The sequence below is a fragment of the Shewanella zhangzhouensis genome, assembly GCF_019457615.1.
In the GTDB taxonomy this organism is placed as follows: domain Bacteria; phylum Pseudomonadota; class Gammaproteobacteria; order Enterobacterales; family Shewanellaceae; genus Shewanella; species Shewanella zhangzhouensis.
In genome coordinates this window covers 540,854-558,339 of record NZ_CP080414.1, presented here as the reverse complement: position 1 = coordinate 558,339, position 17,486 = coordinate 540,854, and the positions used below count along the sequence as shown (strand labels likewise).

The 17,486-nt window shown below is 55.1% G+C and carries 14 protein-coding genes; 2 read left to right on the top strand and 12 right to left on the bottom strand.

Annotated elements, in window-relative coordinates; all coding sequences use genetic code 11:
* The 12 genes from K0H63_RS02435 to K0H63_RS02380 form a co-directional block, all read right to left on the bottom strand.
* On the bottom strand, positions 1-1,764 hold the full coding sequence (locus tag K0H63_RS02435) for a GspE/PulE family protein (RefSeq protein ID WP_220066558.1): 1,764 nt from the start codon (positions 1,762-1,764) through the stop codon (positions 1-3).
* The gene (locus tag K0H63_RS02430; protein WP_220066557.1) at positions 1,761-2,954 is read right to left on the bottom strand and encodes a tetratricopeptide repeat protein; all 1,194 of its coding nucleotides are present in this window, start codon (positions 2,952-2,954) and stop codon (positions 1,761-1,763) included. Before K0H63_RS02430 ends, K0H63_RS02435 begins: the two co-directional genes overlap by 4 nt.
* On the bottom strand, positions 2,951-3,853 hold the full coding sequence (locus K0H63_RS02425) for an ExeA family protein (protein ID WP_220066556.1): 903 nt from the start codon (positions 3,851-3,853) through the stop codon (positions 2,951-2,953). The genes K0H63_RS02430 and K0H63_RS02425 overlap by 4 nt, the downstream gene beginning before the upstream one ends.
* A 1-nt stretch (position 3,854) precedes the next feature.
* Positions 3,855-5,531 (bottom strand): pilus (MSHA type) biogenesis protein MshL, encoded by a 1,677-nt coding sequence (mshL, locus tag K0H63_RS02420; protein WP_220067787.1) that lies wholly within the window; start codon positions 5,529-5,531, stop codon positions 3,855-3,857.
* 11 nt (positions 5,532-5,542) lie between these two features.
* On the bottom strand, positions 5,543-5,839 hold the full coding sequence (locus tag K0H63_RS02415; RefSeq protein WP_258405639.1) for an MSHA biogenesis protein MshK: 297 nt from the start codon (positions 5,837-5,839) through the stop codon (positions 5,543-5,545).
* A complete protein-coding gene (locus tag K0H63_RS02410; RefSeq protein WP_220066554.1) occupies positions 5,823-6,476 on the bottom strand; it encodes an MSHA biogenesis protein MshJ in 654 nt (217 codons plus the stop codon). The genes K0H63_RS02415 and K0H63_RS02410 overlap by 17 nt, the downstream gene beginning before the upstream one ends.
* Positions 6,473-7,078: a PilN domain-containing protein gene (locus tag K0H63_RS02405; RefSeq protein ID WP_220066553.1), complete on the bottom strand. Its 606-nt coding sequence runs from the start codon at positions 7,076-7,078 to the stop codon at positions 6,473-6,475. Before K0H63_RS02405 ends, K0H63_RS02410 begins: the two co-directional genes overlap by 4 nt.
* A complete protein-coding gene (locus K0H63_RS02400; protein WP_220066552.1) occupies positions 7,075-7,944 on the bottom strand; it encodes an MSHA biogenesis protein MshI in 870 nt (289 codons plus the stop codon). The genes K0H63_RS02405 and K0H63_RS02400 overlap by 4 nt, the downstream gene beginning before the upstream one ends.
* 170 nt (positions 7,945-8,114) lie before the next feature.
* Positions 8,115-10,022, bottom strand: a complete 1,908-nt coding sequence (csrD, locus tag K0H63_RS02395; RefSeq protein ID WP_220066551.1) for an RNase E specificity factor CsrD — start codon at positions 10,020-10,022, stop codon at positions 8,115-8,117.
* 149 nt (positions 10,023-10,171) lie between these two features.
* Positions 10,172-11,419, bottom strand: a complete 1,248-nt coding sequence (locus tag K0H63_RS02390) for a malic enzyme-like NAD(P)-binding protein (protein ID WP_220066550.1) — start codon at positions 11,417-11,419, stop codon at positions 10,172-10,174.
* A gap of 503 nt (positions 11,420-11,922) precedes the next feature.
* On the bottom strand, positions 11,923-12,135 hold the full coding sequence (gene rpmE, locus K0H63_RS02385; protein ID WP_011758567.1) for a 50S ribosomal protein L31: 213 nt from the start codon (positions 12,133-12,135) through the stop codon (positions 11,923-11,925).
* Positions 12,136-12,282: 147 nt separating this feature from the next.
* On the bottom strand, positions 12,283-13,008 hold the full coding sequence (locus K0H63_RS02380; protein ID WP_220066549.1) for a FimV/HubP family polar landmark protein: 726 nt from the start codon (positions 13,006-13,008) through the stop codon (positions 12,283-12,285).
* A gap of 122 nt (positions 13,009-13,130) precedes the next feature.
* On the opposite strand from K0H63_RS02380, the gene priA reads away from it, so the two are divergent.
* Both priA and K0H63_RS02370 read left to right on the top strand, forming a co-directional pair.
* Positions 13,131-15,326: a primosomal protein N' gene (gene priA / locus K0H63_RS02375; protein ID WP_220067786.1), complete on the top strand. Its 2,196-nt coding sequence runs from the start codon at positions 13,131-13,133 to the stop codon at positions 15,324-15,326.
* Positions 15,327-15,481: 155 nt separating this feature from the next.
* Positions 15,482-17,329, top strand: a complete 1,848-nt coding sequence (locus tag K0H63_RS02370; RefSeq protein ID WP_220066548.1) for a hypothetical protein — start codon at positions 15,482-15,484, stop codon at positions 17,327-17,329.
* Positions 17,330-17,486: the final 157 nt, after the last annotated feature.

Sequence of the window (17,486 nt, the reverse complement as noted above, 5' to 3'; positions counted from 1 at the left end):
TCAGGCTCCCGCCCCATCAAACTGGGCCATTTCCTGCGACAGAGGTATCTGGGTTTCGCTGACGTCCTCCACCAGCCTGGCGACCTCTTCAATGGTGGTCATCCCCTGCTTCAGGTAATTGAGTGCCGAGATAAGCAAGGGGGTAAAATTGGGACTGGCATATGCGGCATGGGCAAATTCCTGAGGATTGCCGGTGCGCATGGCATCCACCATGGCCTCATCCAGCTCCAGCAGCTCGAAAATACCGATACGACCACGGTAACCTGTACCACTGCAGCTTTGACAGCCAGTGCCCATGCGAAAACGGGCCTGAGAAAAATCCATCCCCTTACTGACGCTGGTTAGCCAAGCTTTATTCTGACTGGTCAATTGATAATCCACGGCGCAGTTTTGGCATACGCGTCGCACCAGGCGCTGGGCAATGATGACCCGCAGCGCACTGGCCACCAAATAACTGGCTGCCCCCATGTCCAGGAGTCGCAGTGCCGAGGTGACCGCGTCGTTGGTGTGCAGAGTCGAAAGCACAAAGTGCCCCGTCAGGGCGCCCCGCAATCCGATTTCCACGGTCTCGTGGTCACGCATCTCCCCCACCATGATGATGTCTGGGTCCTGACGCAGTGTGGTGCGCAGCACATTGGAAAAATTCAGCCCAATCTTGTGGTTAACCTGCACCTGATTGATGCGGGGCAGCTGATATTCCACCGGGTCTTCCACCGTGATTATCTTGCGATCGGCCGTATTGAGTTCACTCAGGATGCCGTAGAGGGTGGTGGTTTTGCCGCTACCCGTAGGACCTGTCACCAGCAGCATGCCGTGGGGCCGCTTAATCTGTTTACGTACCCGCTGCAGAATCGCATCTGGCATACCGGTTTCATTCAGGGTCAGCAAACCGGCCGATTGGTCAAGCAGACGCATTACCACAGACTCACCGTGGTAAATGGGCATGGTGGAAATACGCACGTCGATTTTGTGGCCTTTGACTTCCATATGGAAACGGCCGTCCTGAGGCAGGCGTTTTTCGGAAATATCCAATCCCGCCATCAGCTTGAGACGAAGCACCAGCGCTGCGGCTATGGTGACTTCGTTAAGTATGGTTTCCTGCAGGTGGCCATCCACGCGTTGACGGATGCGCAGCGATTTATCGCCGGGTTCGATGTGAATATCCGATGCCCGCATCTGTACTGCGTCTTCGAAAATCGACTGCAACAGTTTTACGACAGTGGTTTCACTGTCACTGTCACCGGCGGTCAGCGCGGCCAGATCGAATGCCTCGTCGGCGGCATATTCCTCTTCCAGCTGCCCGGCCATTTGGGCAATTTGCTCGGTGCGCCGGTACAGGTTGTCAAAGGCCTGCATTAGCTGGGCTTCAGGGGCAACCACCAACTCGAGGCGCTTGGGTGCCAGCAGCACTTCCAGGTTATCCAGCGCCTGCAGATCCGCCGGATCGCTCATGGCGACCACCACCGCATCCCCCTTATCTTCAATCACCAGGGCGCGGTAGCGACGGGCCTGCACTTCTGGCAGCAGATTCACCACAGCGGGAGGCACAGGACGGCGACTGATATCGAGATAGGGAATATTCAGCTGTTGGGACAGGAACTTAAGCAGCTGATCTTCGGCAATATACCCCATATCAATCAGGGTCCGCCCCAACTTACGACCGGTGCTCTTTTGCTGAGCCAGTGCAGCAGTCAGCTGATCCTCACCAATGATTTGTTCCGAGACCAGCAAATCCCCAAGGCGCATCTTGAGTTTTGGTTTCATTGGCTATCTCCCAACTGCGTCAATCTGTTTTCTATGTAGGCACGGGCGTCGGCTGATAACCCGGCGGTGCTGAGCGCACGCTGATAGTGATAACGGGCATCGCTCAACTTGCCCTGTGCATCCTGTGCGTAGGCAAGCCCCAGCCACCACTGGGCTTTTTCCATACCGCTGCTCAAAAGCTTCTGGTAGGCGGTTTCGGCCAGTGCGTAATCTTCTTGTTCACGGGCAATATCTGCCACCAATAGCCACTTATCCCGGGCAAGTGTGTCGCTGTCACCAATCGACTGAAGGGCTGCCAGCGCCTGCTGCTTATCACCCTGCTCGCGCCACAGACGACCAAGGAGCAGCGCAATAGACGACTGCTCAGGAAATTCGGCCAGCCCACGCTGCAGCAGCTTAATGGCTTCCCCGGCTTGCCCCTGCCCATAATGCAGCGCCGCCAATTGACGTCTTGCTTCATGCCGGGCTGGCTCATAAGAAAGTGCCATGGCGTATTGGCGCATCGCCTCATCAAGCTTGCCGGCGTCCCTGGCGGCATTGGCCTTCACCATGGCGCGCTCGGCTTGTTCTGCCGGGGTCAGCACTACTTCGGTCACCGCCATGCTGCCTGGCGCAGGCGTATTGGTATTCAGGGCAGCGCTGGAAGAACCAGTCACCGGCGGCTCGCTTAAGGTTTTCACTGACAAAGCCGGCGCAATTACCTCACCTGCCGCAGAGGCTGTGGTCGGTTCGGTTAAGGTCTCAGACTCGCCATCCTCCGTTGCGTTTTGGGTTGTGCTCCCTGACTCGCTTACTGGCTCTCTCGACACACCTGATTCAGTGCCTCGACTGGCATTTGCGGGCCCCGGGACATTTGACGCCTGAACAGGAGACTCCTGACGATGAGATTCCAAAGCATTACTCGCAGGTTCCATTTTTACCGGTGCAGCACCTGCAGTTGCCATGTTTTCCGCAGCCTGTTGTGCGGAACCCTGAGGGCCTGATGCTATCGTTCGCTCGCTATCAGACGCTTTCAGGCTCCAAAGCATCAGCGCGATTGCGACAAGGAGCAGCGACAGCAAGATAAGCCAGCGCCAGGGCAGACCCGAGGATTTGCTCGCTGAAATGGCAACTGCGGCGGGCACTTGTTGCAGCTGATGTGGCTCGGAGCGCTTATCCAAATCTTTCAGCATTTGATTGATAACGCTCATAATCCGCCCCCGCGCCACCATAGGCCCATGGCGGCAACCATCAGGCTGCCCAGACTAAGCACCGGCAACCAATGAGGCCAGAAGGGTTTGGATGCATCTTCGGTATCCCTTATGGCACCCAGCGCCTGGCGTCGCCCAATGCGGTGCAGGCCCTCGCCAAACCCCAGCATTAACGCCTTATGGGCCAGGATATTGATAAGTCTGGGTATTCCTCTCGATGCCCTGGCGATGGCGGCGATGGCGGCATTATCGAAAAGGCCTGTATCGCGTAACCCCGCCACCTTTAGTCTGTGCTCCACATAGGCTGCGATTTCTTGCCGGTTGAGGGGGCGCAAACGATAGCTGAAGGTAATCCTTTGCCTCAGTTGTCTCAGTTCAGGGCTCGCGAGTCTCTCATCCAATTCGGGCTGACCAAAGAGCACCACCTGCAGGAGCTTGCGACTCTCAGTCTCCAGGTTGGTGAATAGCCTTAAGGTTTCCAAACTCTCCTGAGGCAAAGCCTGGGCTTCATCCAGAATAAGCACCACGCTGTGACCGTGGGCGGCCAGCGCCATCAGTTGATGCTGAATAAGGCTGGTTAACTGCTGCTGATCGATATTGGCGGAGTATTTGAGGCCAAGCTCCAGTGCCAGCGCCCAGCGCAGTTCGTTGGGCGACAGACAGGGATTGGGCAGATACGCACAGCGAAGCGGTGCGGGCAGGTCGTTGAGCAGCTTTCTCAAAATCAGGGTTTTACCGGTCCCCACCTCACCGGTGACCTTGATAAAACCTTCGCCGGTTTGCAGTGCAGTTTGCAGCACCTGCAGCGCCTCTGCATGGGGCGCCAGTGCGAAAAAAAATCCGGTATTCGGGGTCAGCGCAAACGGCATCTCCCGAAGACCAAAGTGCTGCAAATACACCTTATTCGCCCTCGGGATACCAACGATCCAACAAGGCCTTTGAGCGTTCCAGCTCTTTCTGCCAGGTGCCGCTTACGACCACGGTGGGTTTGAGCAGTATCACCAGCTCAGTTTTACGAACAGACTGGCTACGGTTGGTGAAGGCTTCACCCAGGAGCGGAATATCCCCCAGCAGCGGCACCTTGGACACCAGCTCCATGCTCTCACTCTTCATCAGACCACCAATCACCACCACATCGCCCGACGTTGCTTTAATCACGGTATCCGATTCGCGGATCTCACTCTGGGCCAGAGGCAGTTCCAGATCGCTGTTGCTGATTTTGATGGTCTTGGTTTGTTCTTTCACATCGATAACTGAGGGATGCACGTGCAGCAGCACATTGCCCTGACCGTCAATTTGCGGGGTGACATCCAGTGCGATACCGGAGAAAAAGGGCGTCAGCTCGACTTCGGGACTGGTCACAGGCGTAGTGCCCGCCACAGTGGTGGATGATACATCGGTGACAAAGTATTCATCCTTGCCCACCTTTATCACCGCCTTTTGGTTGTTGGAGGCAGTGACACGGGGGCTCGACAGCACATCCACGTCCCCCTGGGTATCGAGGAGATTTATCATGGCGTCGAAGTCTGAACCTATGATGGACAGTGAGGTCACGCCCCCCAGAGCGCTGGAAATTTGATTGCCGAATTCATTGCCCGCTGACGTGGCAAAATTAATCTTGGTATTGCCATCGGCCAGGGCACTGCCGGCAATCTTGTTCCATTGGATACCCTGCTGGTAACCATCAGACAGGGTCACCTCAAGCACCTTGGCCTCCAAAATCACCTGACGCTGCAGGTGGGTTTCGGCGGTGGCCAAGAACTCCCTCACCTGACGCAGTTCGCCCGGCAGCGCACGCACAGTCACCAAACCGGCCTGGGGCGTCACCACTACATGGCGGTTATTACCGGTGCCACCAATCAGGGATTCGAGGGTTTCTTTCAACTCCCCCCAAAAGTCGGTTTTGTTGCGGGACTGGATAAAGGTGCCGTTGGTGTTGTTGCCGTTGGAATTACCGTTAACGCCGTTGTTTGCCCCACTATTATCAAATGCATTATTGCCATTGCTGCCGTTGTTGTTATTGCCGTTGTTATTGTTGTTATTGTTGTTGTCTGAAATACGGCCGGACGTCACCGAAGTTAAAGACACCCCCATGCGCTCCATGTAGAGGTAGTTCACCGGAAAAGTTTCGGTACGCATTCCCGATGGGAACACCTTAAGCACCTTGCCCTCGTGGCTGACCTCATAGCCGTACAGATCTTCAATCACCTGCAAGGCCTCACTCAGGGTCACCCCTTTGAGCGACAGCGAAATCCGTCCCTGCACCTCGGGGTGTACGGCCACACTGAAGGGAGTGCCTTTAACGAGACTGGGGAAAAACACCCGGGCATCCACCGCATTGGCGGCCACATCGAAACGGCGCTCCGGTGGCAGATTAGGCGCAAATACTGTGTTGCTGCCAGCGAGTTCGCGGGAGACCGAATCCGGCAGCTTCGCCGGTGGCTGAGTTTCTACACTTTTCTGAGCCACAACCTCCTTGAGCGCGTCTTTTGACGCCTGAGGGTTGGGCCTGTCAGTGGTTTGGCATGCTATCAGGCACAGCGACAGCAGAGGGGTAAGGTATTTGATACCAGAAATTGCCATATCTTTTATCTCTCTGTAATAGCCTGAAACAGCCTGAGGGTTTTCCCGTCAGACAGGGACACATAATCACTGCCAATAGCGGTTATCCTCGCGTTACCGATACTGTCGCCCAAAGTAAGCACCCGGTTACCTATCACGGCATATTTCGCCTCGGGGGAGTTGATGATGCTGGTCAGCCGACTTCCCTGGGTATTACCCACGGCCTGAGCCCTGAAGTCCGCAGGCTGGGTTGGGTCCCTCAGTGGCTCTGCCGCCTGGGATGCGCCGCACAGGCACAAAAGTAAACTACTGATTCGCCACACGGATAAAGTCCTCATTTACGCTCAGGGTATGCAGCATCAGCTGCACCTCGGCTTTGGGATACGCCTTAACCCGGTAATCCATTCGCTTCCAATAAAGCTTATTTTCAAGACCTTCCACCGCCTCAACAAACCGCTGCACCGCAAAAAAATCCCCTTCCAGAGTCAGCGCCATGCCGTGGGAATACAGGTTCAGTTTCTGCTCGCCCTCACCGACTTCAATCAGGGGCACGGGAGCGATGGATTCAAACCCGGTAAGTGTCAGCCCCTTGGCACCATCCAGCATTTTGGCCAAGACACTGGGCATCAGGCGGGCGGGTACCATATCCAGGGTTTGCTCTTCCAAGGCTTTATCCAGCTGTTGATGCTCTTTCTCCAGCAGTGCCTTGCGCTGAAGAAAATCCCGGTTTGGATCCTGAGCCAATCGCTCCTGATACAGGGCAAGCTGCTGCTCACTGATGTGGTTAGTGGCCCGGGTTTGACTTAACGTCTGGCTTGCCTGGCGATATTCCTTCCACAGGCTCTCCACCGGCATGGAGAGCAACATGAATAGTCCAAACAAGGTGGCAAAAAAGATAATGCCCCGCTCTCTTATGGTCAGGGCGTCGTATTTGGTCGCGAGGGAATCGAAACGGCTCATGGTTTCTGCTCCTCCCTCAGTGCGCCACTGGTGAGAATAAAGCCCAGCGGCGCGCCTTCTTCACGGGCCATGGTCATGGTTGAAAACTGTTTCCCCCGCAGGGTTTGGGTGTGCTTAAGCCGTTCGACCCACAAAGGGACACTGGTGGGCGCCTTGGCAAAGCCTTCAAACCTGAGCTCACCTTCGGCCACCAAAATACGTTCAAGCCAGACATTGCCGTCGGCGGCAGAGGCCAGGTCAGTCATGAGCGAGCCATAGCCACCGCTGGCAAATCGCTGCTGATTGCCAAGCTCACTCAGGAGTTGCCGTTTCAACGCCAGAAAATCCTGCAGCTCAGTCACCTCAGCCACCAGGGTAGCGTCGGCCTTATGGTTTGCCAGCTGAGCCTCCAGCTGCTGCTTTTGCTGGCCGAGGCGCTCAGATTCGGCTCTGGCACTGTTAAGCTCTGCCTTTACGGTTGAGAGCTGCCATCCAATTGCAATGCCCGCCAGCAGCAGTATGGCAAGCACGGCGACCACTGACTGGGTCATGAGGGTGAAATTCAGCCGCTGCCGGGTGGGCAGCAGGGACTCGTCGTATAGATTGATACGGGTCTTGGTCATGGACGCGCCCCCAAAAACTCTTCACAGGCGAGGCGGGCAAAGGTCTGTCCCACGGGCTCGGCATTTAAGGCCGTGACCCGCTGATTGAAGTTGGCACCCACCAACCTGGCCAGCGCCTGGGTCGCCCCCTGAGTCAACAGCTCTATGCTCGCCACCGGCGGCTGACGCAGTTGGCTCTCGAAATAATCCATGGAACGTTGCAGCTCCAAACTGAGATTGTCGGCGGCGCCATAGGCCAAATCAGACTCGGCTATTTCGTCAAGTTCACTGAATCCCCGTACCCGACGCTGCATCCACAGCTCACCGTCTTTGATGACTGTCAGCAGCAATTCATTGCCGGGCACATGACTTACCACCATGCGCGCCTGCGGCTCGGCGGCAAACAGTCTGGCAGTGACCAACTCTTCAATGCCAATACCGACTATCTCGCAGTCCTTGTCATCGGCGGCCAGCACCAGTTGTTCAAGGGCGCTGCGACTGACAGTCACCACGGTTACTTTGTTGGAATGGGTATGGGGAGGCTCAAAATAATCCAGCTTCAGGGAAGAAACCGGCTCAGACACCATATCTTTAATGGACCAGCGAACGGCATCGGCCAGTTCACTTTCGGGCACGGCTGGTTTGTCGGTGAGCAGCAATTGATAGCGCCCGGCACCCAATACCAATGCCAGACGCGCCGGGCCAAAGCGGGACACTATGGCTGCCATCAGCCCTTGCCAATTATCACCATCAAGAGGAATTTCAGCAGCTTCTGTCTCGGCGCCTGCAGCCGGGAACACCCAACAGCTGTTGTTCGCCAGATAGAGCCCAAGGTCGCGCCGCTCAGTTTTCTTTTGCCAAAAAGAGGATCGGCCCATTGCAGTCATGTCCGTGTGATTATGCGCCTTGCCATGTACCGCGTGAAACGCGCCAAGTCAGGGAAAGTGGGCGGCGATGGCGTACTAATTAGTTATTTTTAATAAGTATTATGCAGAGATTACCCCATAAGATAGGCCGAGGGCCTGTGTTTCACAAGGGTTTTGGCACAAATTGCCACTCAGATCTGCTGTGGATCGCCAAAGTAACTGCCCTGACCGGCACTTACCCCCAAAATTTGCAGTGTTTGCCACTCTTCAAAAGAGCCAACCCCTTCGGCAAACACCTGCACATCGGTGCGGTATAAACTGCCGATAAGACTGCGGACAAACAGCTGATTCTCGGGGCGTAAATCGATTTGACGCACCACTGAGCGGTGCAGCTTGATAAAGTTAAAACCCAGCTCACGGATATATTGGGTACTCACCACCTGCTGCCCCACATGGTCAACACAGATACGGCTGCCCATTTTGCGCAGCATATTGAGTTTGGGCTCGAGCTGACTGCGATGCTTCATCACCATGTCTTCGGTGACCTCGAACACCAGCCGGGAAGCCAAATGACGGTACTCGAGCAAGGTGGTTTGCAGCCAGCGCACAAAGGCTCGGCTGGTAAGCGAGTCCACACTCAGGTTGATGCTGTAATGACGCCTGGCAGTGCCGGTATCAGACATCAACTCAAACAGGGTACGCTCCACTACCTGCCGCTCGATTTGCGGCATCAGGCCGCATTTCACCGCCATGGGGATGAACAGGGTCGCCCTGACCAGACTGCCCATGGGGTCACGTACCCGGGTAAAGATTTCATGGTGATGATGACTGCCATCGCCTTCGCACACAGGCTGGGCAAAGGTGACGAAATTTCGGTTAACCAGGGCATTTTCAAGAAAAGAGCGCCATCGAACTGAACCCTTGGCAAATTCTTGATCCACAGCGCCCTTGTCATACATAAACCAGCCACTGGCACCCTGCAGCTGCGCGGCGCGCAAAGCCATATCGGCCTCGTCCAGCAAGGGCTCGGGCATGTCTCCCTCTTTAAAGTAAGCGCCCCCAAGATGGAAAAAGTTATCGGCCTCCTCAATTTTCGGCAGCGGCTGCGCCAGACAAATTTTCAGCAACTTATCAGCCAGAGCATCGGCTTCCACCAGGGAGATTTGCGGCACAACGATAGCCAGCTGATTATGGGAGCGGCGGGCGAAGATACTGTTGGCCTGGGTTTGCAACACCAGATTGATGGCATTGATGGTGCTGTGAAGCAGCTCAAGTACCACTTCATCGCCGGCCTCCTGCTGCAAAATATCCAGGTCTTCCATTTCAAGCAGATACAAGACACCCGGTGCCAGCATTCCCTGGTCGCTTGAAAGCGCATTGAGGCGGTTTTGTAAAAACAGCCTGTTACCTATCCGGGTTTGGGGATCGAGAAAAGTATTGGAGCGAATAAATTTATCGAAACGGGCCCGCTCTTTGTGGGCGTCGGCAAGTTCCGCCAGCAGTCTCGATAGCGCCCGATTAATTAGACGTGGTTTACCGTTCCCAGGTGTTTTTGCCGCCTCATCCAGCTTGCCATCGAGAATAAGTTTGCTGCGCTGCGCCAGCGCCTCAATGCCTTCAAGCTCAGCGGAAAACCACAGAAATCCGAAGCGCACGAATCCCGCTACCGCCACTATGCCCACCAGCAAGATCATCAACTCACGCCAGCCAAGTCTGTGGGCCGAAAACGGACGGGGAAGCTCCAGTCGCATCCTGAGCGCATCGTTGGCATGGAGAGTGCGCTCGTAAAGTACAGTCTGCTCCGAGCCGAGATTGCCCTGATATTCAAATACCAGTTCATCTCCCCGGGTTAAACGGAAACTGACGGTGTTGTAGGCCAGCAGCATGGGCGGCAACCAGCTATCCAGCTCCCAACTGCTCTGATGCTGATAATGGTTAACCAACATGGTTTCCAGCTCGGCGACCTTTTGCTGCTGAAAGCGGTAGGTCAGCTGGACGAAACTCATCAGGGCGCTGAGCAAAAACACAAAAGCGACAGCCGCCAGCGACATCATCCAGAAGCTGATGAGTTTTTTGGTCAGCATGCGAGTCAGTTGCATGAGATGAGGCCGTCCTGATGTTTTAGTTCTTATGTGCCGGCAAGGCCCCGGCGGGACACTGCAAATTGTTAAAAATTATCAGGTACTCAATAACAAAAGGCAACCACAAGGGTTGCCTTTTGTCTGTCTTTACCACTGAGGGGTTTGGATCAGGCCAGGTAGTTCTCTGGCAGGGTGTCGATGGCAGCAACACCGGAGTCGATGGCAGCCTGGGCCACAGCACGGGCAACCCTTGGCAGCAAACGAGGATCCATGGGTTTTGGCAGCACGTACTCAGGGCCAAAGCTCAGACTGCTGACATTGGGATAAGCAGCCAGCACAGAGGCAGGCACCGGCTCTTTCGCCAGGTCTGCCAGGGCGTGTACGGCGGCAATCTTCATTTCATCGTTGATGCGTGAAGCGCGAACATCCAACGCACCGCGGAAAATGAAGGGGAAACACAGCACATTGTTTACCTGGTTGGGGTAATCACTGCGGCCGGTACCCATAATGATGTCCTTGCGGGTATCGTGGGCCAGTTCAGGCTTGATCTCGGGATCCGGGTTGGAACAGGCAAAGATCACCGGATTGTCGGCCATCAAGAGCACATCTTCGGCGCCAAGGACGTCCGGACCGGACAGACCCAGGAACACGTCGGCGCCCTTAATCACATCCTGCAGCGTGCGCTTGTCAGTGTTGTTGGCAAACAGCGCCTTGTATTCGTTCAGGTCATCGCGGCGGGTGTGGATGACACCTTTGCGGTCCAGCATGTATACATTTTCACGCTGGGCACCACACTTGACCAACATGGTCATACAGGCGATGGCGGCGGCGCCGGCACCCATACACACGAACACGGCTTTATCGATGGATTTACCCTGAATTTCCAGCGCGTTGATCATGCCGGCAGCGGTGACTATGGCAGTGCCGTGCTGATCGTCATGGAAAACCGGAATGGCGCAGCGCTCAATCAGCTCACGCTCAATCTCGAAACACTCGGGCGCCTTGATGTCTTCCAGATTGATGCCACCGAAGGTGTCGGCAATGGCTTCAACGGTATTGATGAATTCTTCTGTAGTGCGGTGCTTCACCTGAATATCGGTGGCATCGATATTGGCAAAATGCTTAAACAGCAGCGCCTTACCTTCCATCACGGGCTTGGAGGCCAGGGGACCCAGGTTACCCAGACCCAAAATGGCGGTACCGTTGGAAATCACGGCAACCGTGTTGCCCTTGGCGGTGTAACGATAAGCGTCGGCAGGATTGGAGGCGATTTCACGCACCGGCTCGGCCACACCCGGGCTGTAAGCCAGCGCCAGATCCATGCTGGTTTCAGCGGGTTTGGTGAGACACACAGCCATTTTTCCAGGAACCGGAAATTCATGATAATCGAGTGCTTGTTGACGAAGGTCTGCCATTTTTTAATCCTGAACGACGTTTTTATGGGTAAATCCGCGGGTAAAAGGGCATTGCAACAGCAAGTTCAGGCCCCTTTACTAAGGCCATAAAGATTACGCGAATTACCTGGGCTTTGAAACCAACCTTCAACAAATTTCAGGGACTTGATCGTCGCCAACACATCAAAGCGCCATTTTCAGCAATTAACTTTGGCAAACAAAAGCCAAACCATTAATTAACTTTGTTGTTTTTATACTGAAGCAACTCGTGAAAACCGCCTTATTGGCGCAGCGCAACACGATTTATGTAGCAAAATTACCAAATTTAATTCCATTTTCATGACTTCACCGGAAATCACAGCCGAAAGTCGTAAAATCATCGCTCGGAAAATAAACTCATCTGACCTCGGTGCACACAACACGGTTCGTGGCAAGGTTGGTGGAAAAATGAAGAACAGGCTCAGGCGCAAAAGCAAAAAGGGCACCACGAGGGTGCCCTTTTTATGAATTCATTGCTGTTGCAATTACTTCTTGCCAAGCATACCGAAACGCTTGTTGAACTTGTCGATACGACCACCAGTGTCAACCACTTTCTGGGTACCAGTGTAGAATGGGTGACAAGCACCACACACGTCCAGGTGCAGGTCTTTACCTACAGTGGAGTTGATCTTGATAACGTTACCACAGGTACAGGTGGCAGTGATCTGGGCGTATTCAGGATGGATACCTGGTTTCATCGGGATTACCTCAAAGTAAAGGCCATGTCGCTCTTCCAACCCGAAGTCGGACACCACATGCAGTTAATAACAAGTATGTTAGGGCGCAGAATGGTACAGGATCTCACCCATACTGACAAGCGGATTATCGCTTAAAAAGCCAGCGATTCACTCCAGGCTTTTGGCTTCAAAAATACGTCTCGCCTCACGGGTATCCGGATAACGCCCCAGCAGCGCCGGTGATGGGCACTCCAGCTTCACATCTTGCTTGAGGCCGCTGATTTTGCCCTTGGTAAAGGCGCGGGGATTGGCATCAAACAGTGCCATCATGGTGCTGTATACGTTGGTATTCCAGCGCGGCGCATAACGGCTGGCAATGCGCCAGAGGGTCTCGCCCGGCTGGTACTCCACGGCGCAGCCACTGCTGTGGTTGGCGGCGCTGGCAGCCGCCAATTGCGGATGAGTGGGTTTCGCCACAGGAACAGACTCGGGCGCCAACAGTTCGGCGGCCTTTCTTGGGGGCGCACTCGGCGCTTTCGCGACTCGCTCCTGGCCGCCAAACAGCGGGATAACCTTATACTCCTGCCACTGATTGACCACGTATTCGCGCACCACCAATTCGGCATTGGCGTCTGTCACATTGTCAACGCCAAACAGCAACAGCATAAAGTTGTTAAGGGGCTCCACCATGAGCTTTTCTTCCCGGGAACCCTGGCGCACCACAAACTCCAGTCGCGACAGGTCACTGCGCTCAGACACGATGTTAACTCGCAGGCGCGGGTATTCCCCCAGGGTGAATTGGCTTTTATTGATACTGACATGGGATAGACGCGCCTGTGCGGGCGTCAGGGCCTGAACCATCAACAGCAAGGCAAGGATGAAAAGTCTAGTCATTGTTTTTCCTGCATCGTTTTCTTGCATTGTTTTTCTTGCATAGCTACCGGGCTGCTTTAGCTGTGGCTGAGTTCCCACGCTGCCGTTACACTAGAGGCAACTCAAGCCAGATGTACCTGATTATGCCACAGTTTGTTGAAGTTGCTCTGCCGGTTCCCATGCGCCGCAGTTACAGCTATCGATTGCCAGCACAGCCAAGCTCTGCACCCTGCCCCGGCAAAAGGGTCAAGGTCCCCTTTGGCAAACAACAACTGATAGGTCTTATTACCGCCATCAAAGACAGCTGCGAGCTGCCCGAAGCCCAAATCAAAGAAATCATTGAGATAATCGATGATGCACCGGCCCTGTCTGAACCACTCTATAAACTGACTCTCTGGGCCGCAAGGTATTATTTTTGCAGTCAGGGACAGATGCTGACCCAGGCATTGCCGGTGGCACTGCGCAAAGGTGCGGATGCCGCCCCAAAGAGTCGCACCTGGCTTAAATTAACCGACAAGGCCAGAGAGGCTGGCATCGCCACCCTGAAGCGGGCACCTGCGCAGCAAAAGCTCGCCGAAATGCTCTGGCAGCATCCCCTGAGCCTGGATGAGTTCAACGCCATGGAGCTCAGCAAGGCGGCGCTGAAAGGTCTCGAAGACAAAGAGTGGGTACAGCGGGAACAGGTACCGGTAGACATCAACCTTGGCTGGCGAACAGCTCTTGAGCTTGGGGAAACGCCCCATAAGCTGAACAAGGAGCAGGCCGTAGCGGTCGCCGCCATCAACGCCGCTCAGGGGTACGAATGCGCACTGCTGGAGGGCATCACGGGCTCAGGTAAAACAGAGGTGTACCTTTCAGTATTGGAAAAGGTTCTGAGCGAAGGCAAACAAGCCCTGATTTTGGTGCCTGAGATAGGCCTGACGCCCCAGACCATTGACCGCTTCCGTCGCCGCTTCAAGGTTGAAGTTGCGGTCATCCACTCCAACCTCACCGACAATCAGCGCCTCGATGCCTGGCGTGCAGGGCGCAGCGGCGAAGCCGCCATCATTATCGGTACCCGCAGTGCGCTGTTCACGCCCATGGCGTTCCCCGGCATTATCATCCTCGACGAAGAGCACGACAGTTCCTTCAAGCAGCAGGAAGGCGTGGGCTACCATGCCCGTGACTTGGCGGTGATGCGTGGCCATTTGGAAAATATTCCCGTGGTGCTGGGCTCGGCCACCCCTTCGTTGGAGTCGCTGCAAAACGCCCTCTCGGGTCGTTACCGGCACCTGCATCTGGGGGAGCGGGCCGGCAACGCCAAAAAGGTACGCCAGGGCATTATCGATATCCGCAACCAGCCGCTGAAGGCAGGTATGTCGGCGGCGCTGCTCAACGAAATGCGGCTGCATCTGGATGCAGGCAATCAGGTGCTGCTGTTTTTGAATCGCCGCGGCTTTGCTCCGGCGCTCCTGTGCCATGAGTGCGGCCATTTACATGAGTGCGATCGCTGCGATGCCTTTTTTACTGTGCATCAAAAGCTTGGCGAAATTCGCTGCCATCACTGTGGCAACCAATATGCGATTCCGCGCCAGTGCCATAACTGCGGTTCCACCATGCTGATGGGCCAGGGCATAGGCACAGAACAGCTCGAGCAAGTGCTGAAAGACGAGTTCCCCAAGTACCCTGTGGTACGCATCGACAGAGACACAACCCGCCTCAAGGGCTCGCTGGAAAATCACCTGCAGGCCATTCATCGGGGTGACTACAAAATCCTGGTGGGTACCCAGATGCTGGCCAAGGGCCATCACTTCCCGGACGTGACCCTGGTGGGTCTGCTGGATGTGGATGGCGCCCTGTTCAGCGCCGATTTTAGGGCGCCGGAACGCTTTGGCCAGCTCTACACCCAGGTGGCGGGCCGTGCTGGCCGCGCCGCCAAACCCGGCACTGTACTGCTGCAAACTCACCAGAGCGATAACCCCATACTGCGGGAGCTGATGCACAAAGGCTACGGTGAATTTGCCCGTGGCCAGCTCAGTGAGCGTAAACAGGCAGCACTGCCACCGGCGTGGCACATGGTGCTGGCACGGGCCGAAGCCCACAGGGCAGAAGATGCCGAGGCCTTTTTGGCTGCCATTGCAGCCATGTTGCCAAGGGACAAGGGGTATGAAGTTATTGGCCCCCTGCCCGCCCCCATGGACCGTAAGGCCGGCAAGCACAGACGCCAGTTGATGTTTCAGGCCGAGCAACGTCAGGGATTACAGCAGGCGCTGGAAGCCATCTTGCCTGCCATCGACCTCCTGCCAGAGGCCAAACGTTGCCGTTGGAGTCTGGACAGGGACCCGCAGGATTTGCTGTAACCACAAAAACACCTAAGGCACTGACTTTAAAAGATTCAAATCTTTTCAAAAAGAATCACATCTCACTTTTGTCGGTCTTTCTTATGCTGTCATCTGGGCGTACACCCCCAATTCCCAACAGGGACTAAACGGACGCATAACTTAAGGATCGAATCATGCACATATCCCTCTTCTTACGCGGTGGTCTGTTGCTGCCGCTGGCACTTGGCCTGGCCGCCTGTGGTGGCAGCGACAATGACGACAACACAGAGCAACCCACTGAACCTGCCCAGCTGAAGATTGGCGGCAGCATCAGCGGCCTAAATGGCACTCTGGGACTGACGCTCACCGCTGGCAGCACGCAAACCCAAAGCGTCACAGCAAGCAGTTTCCAGTTCACCAACAGTGTGGCTGAAGGCACGGGATTCAGCATCAGTATCAGCAGCCAACCTGAAGGACAGGTCTGCAGCATCACAGGTGCCAGCGGAACCCTGAGCAGTGCCAATGCCAACGCCGCTCAGGTCAGTTGCGTCAGTGCTCAGGCAGGGCTATTCCTTGACAGTCCGGTCGCTGGTATAGGTTATCGCACCGAAACCCAAAGTGGCCTCACCGACGCTATGGGTCGCTACCAGTATTTGCCGGGCGAAACCGTGGTGTTTTTCATTGGCGATCTGACGTTTCCTGCTGTTGAAGCCACAGGACTGGTTACCCCCAATGATTTTGCCGATGGCGATGCCACCACGGTTTCCAACATCGCCCGCATATTGCAAACGTTGGATGAAGATGAAGACCCCAGCAACGGTATTACATTGTCACAGGCCACCACAGAGGCCTTTAACGGCACGGCACTGGACGTCGGCAGTACCGGCTTTGCCGATGCCGTTGCCTCAGTGCTGACCACATTGGATAACCGCACCCTGATAAGTGATGCCGATGCCAGGGCCCATGTGGAAACCTCTCTCAGGCAACAACTGCTTGGCAGCTGGCTGCTTAAAGAAGGTGAAGGCATGCGCAATATCCTCACCTTTGTGGATGAAAGCCATTATTTGATACTTCACGAACATTCAGACGATGGCGATCAGCTGGCAGGCAGTGCCGAGTTGGGTGAGTATGAATGGGACCCTACTACCGGTTCGCTCAGCCTGAGTTTGATTGCCGAGTCTGACAACAGCGGTGGCTTTTTTGATGGTGGCAGCCACGAAGCAAAGTCCATGACGTTGGGTGAGTCGCTGACCATTCAATTCAGCGAGGACAGCATTAGCCTGACTCGAATAGATGATGGCAGCAGCGACCTCGTCGGCTCCTGGAAGGTGTGGGAAGAAGCCGATGAAAACCTCACCGTGGTGGTGTTTCTCTCAGGCACTGAATACGCTCTGGTGCACACCAACAATCAGGAAAGCTACGCCGACTCCTCGCCCCGGGCACTCTCCGGAGAATTTGGCCAATACCAGTGGAATGGCAGCAGTTTCAGCGTTACCGCGGTCACCGTGGATGCCGATGGTCCGGGTGGGCTTTACGACAAGGACAGCTCAACCTCAGGTGACACTCTCGTGCTCAAACCTTTTGGCGAAATCTGGTTCCAGGATGCTGAAGATGGCCGCTACAGCCTGCCTAAACTCGAACGCTTTGCTGCCATGCTGCAGGATTACGACAGCGAACATCCCCTTGGTCAGGTCAGCTTGGTGCGCGCCACCGACGGCTTCAGCAATGCAGATGTACTGACCCAACAGTTCAGTATGAATTTCAAACTTTTCGATGGTGACATGGGTACCTTCCATGTCTATTTCGATGCTGACGGCGTCGGTACCATCTGGGAAGGTGAAGAGCCCAGTCTGGCAATGAACTGGCACATCAATTTGGCTGGTTCCATCGAGATAAACTATACCGACACCAGTGAAACGACCTTTGTGATGGTGCTGGCACCGATTGCAGGGAAACCCAACGCCGTCCTTATCTCTCTGACGTCATCAGAAAACGAAGACTCCCTCTGGCAGAGCCAGATGATGGCTGAGTCCGCCAACTGACCAGACTGAAGTCACACTCTGCAGAATGCAGCCTCAGGGCTGCATTTTTTAGAACCGCTATTTGAATAACAGATAAAAAAATCGCGGCTAAAAAGCCGCGCAAGGTGGGATGTCAATGAGCTCTGTTCACAAAAGCGGGCAAACAGGAGTGAGAAAC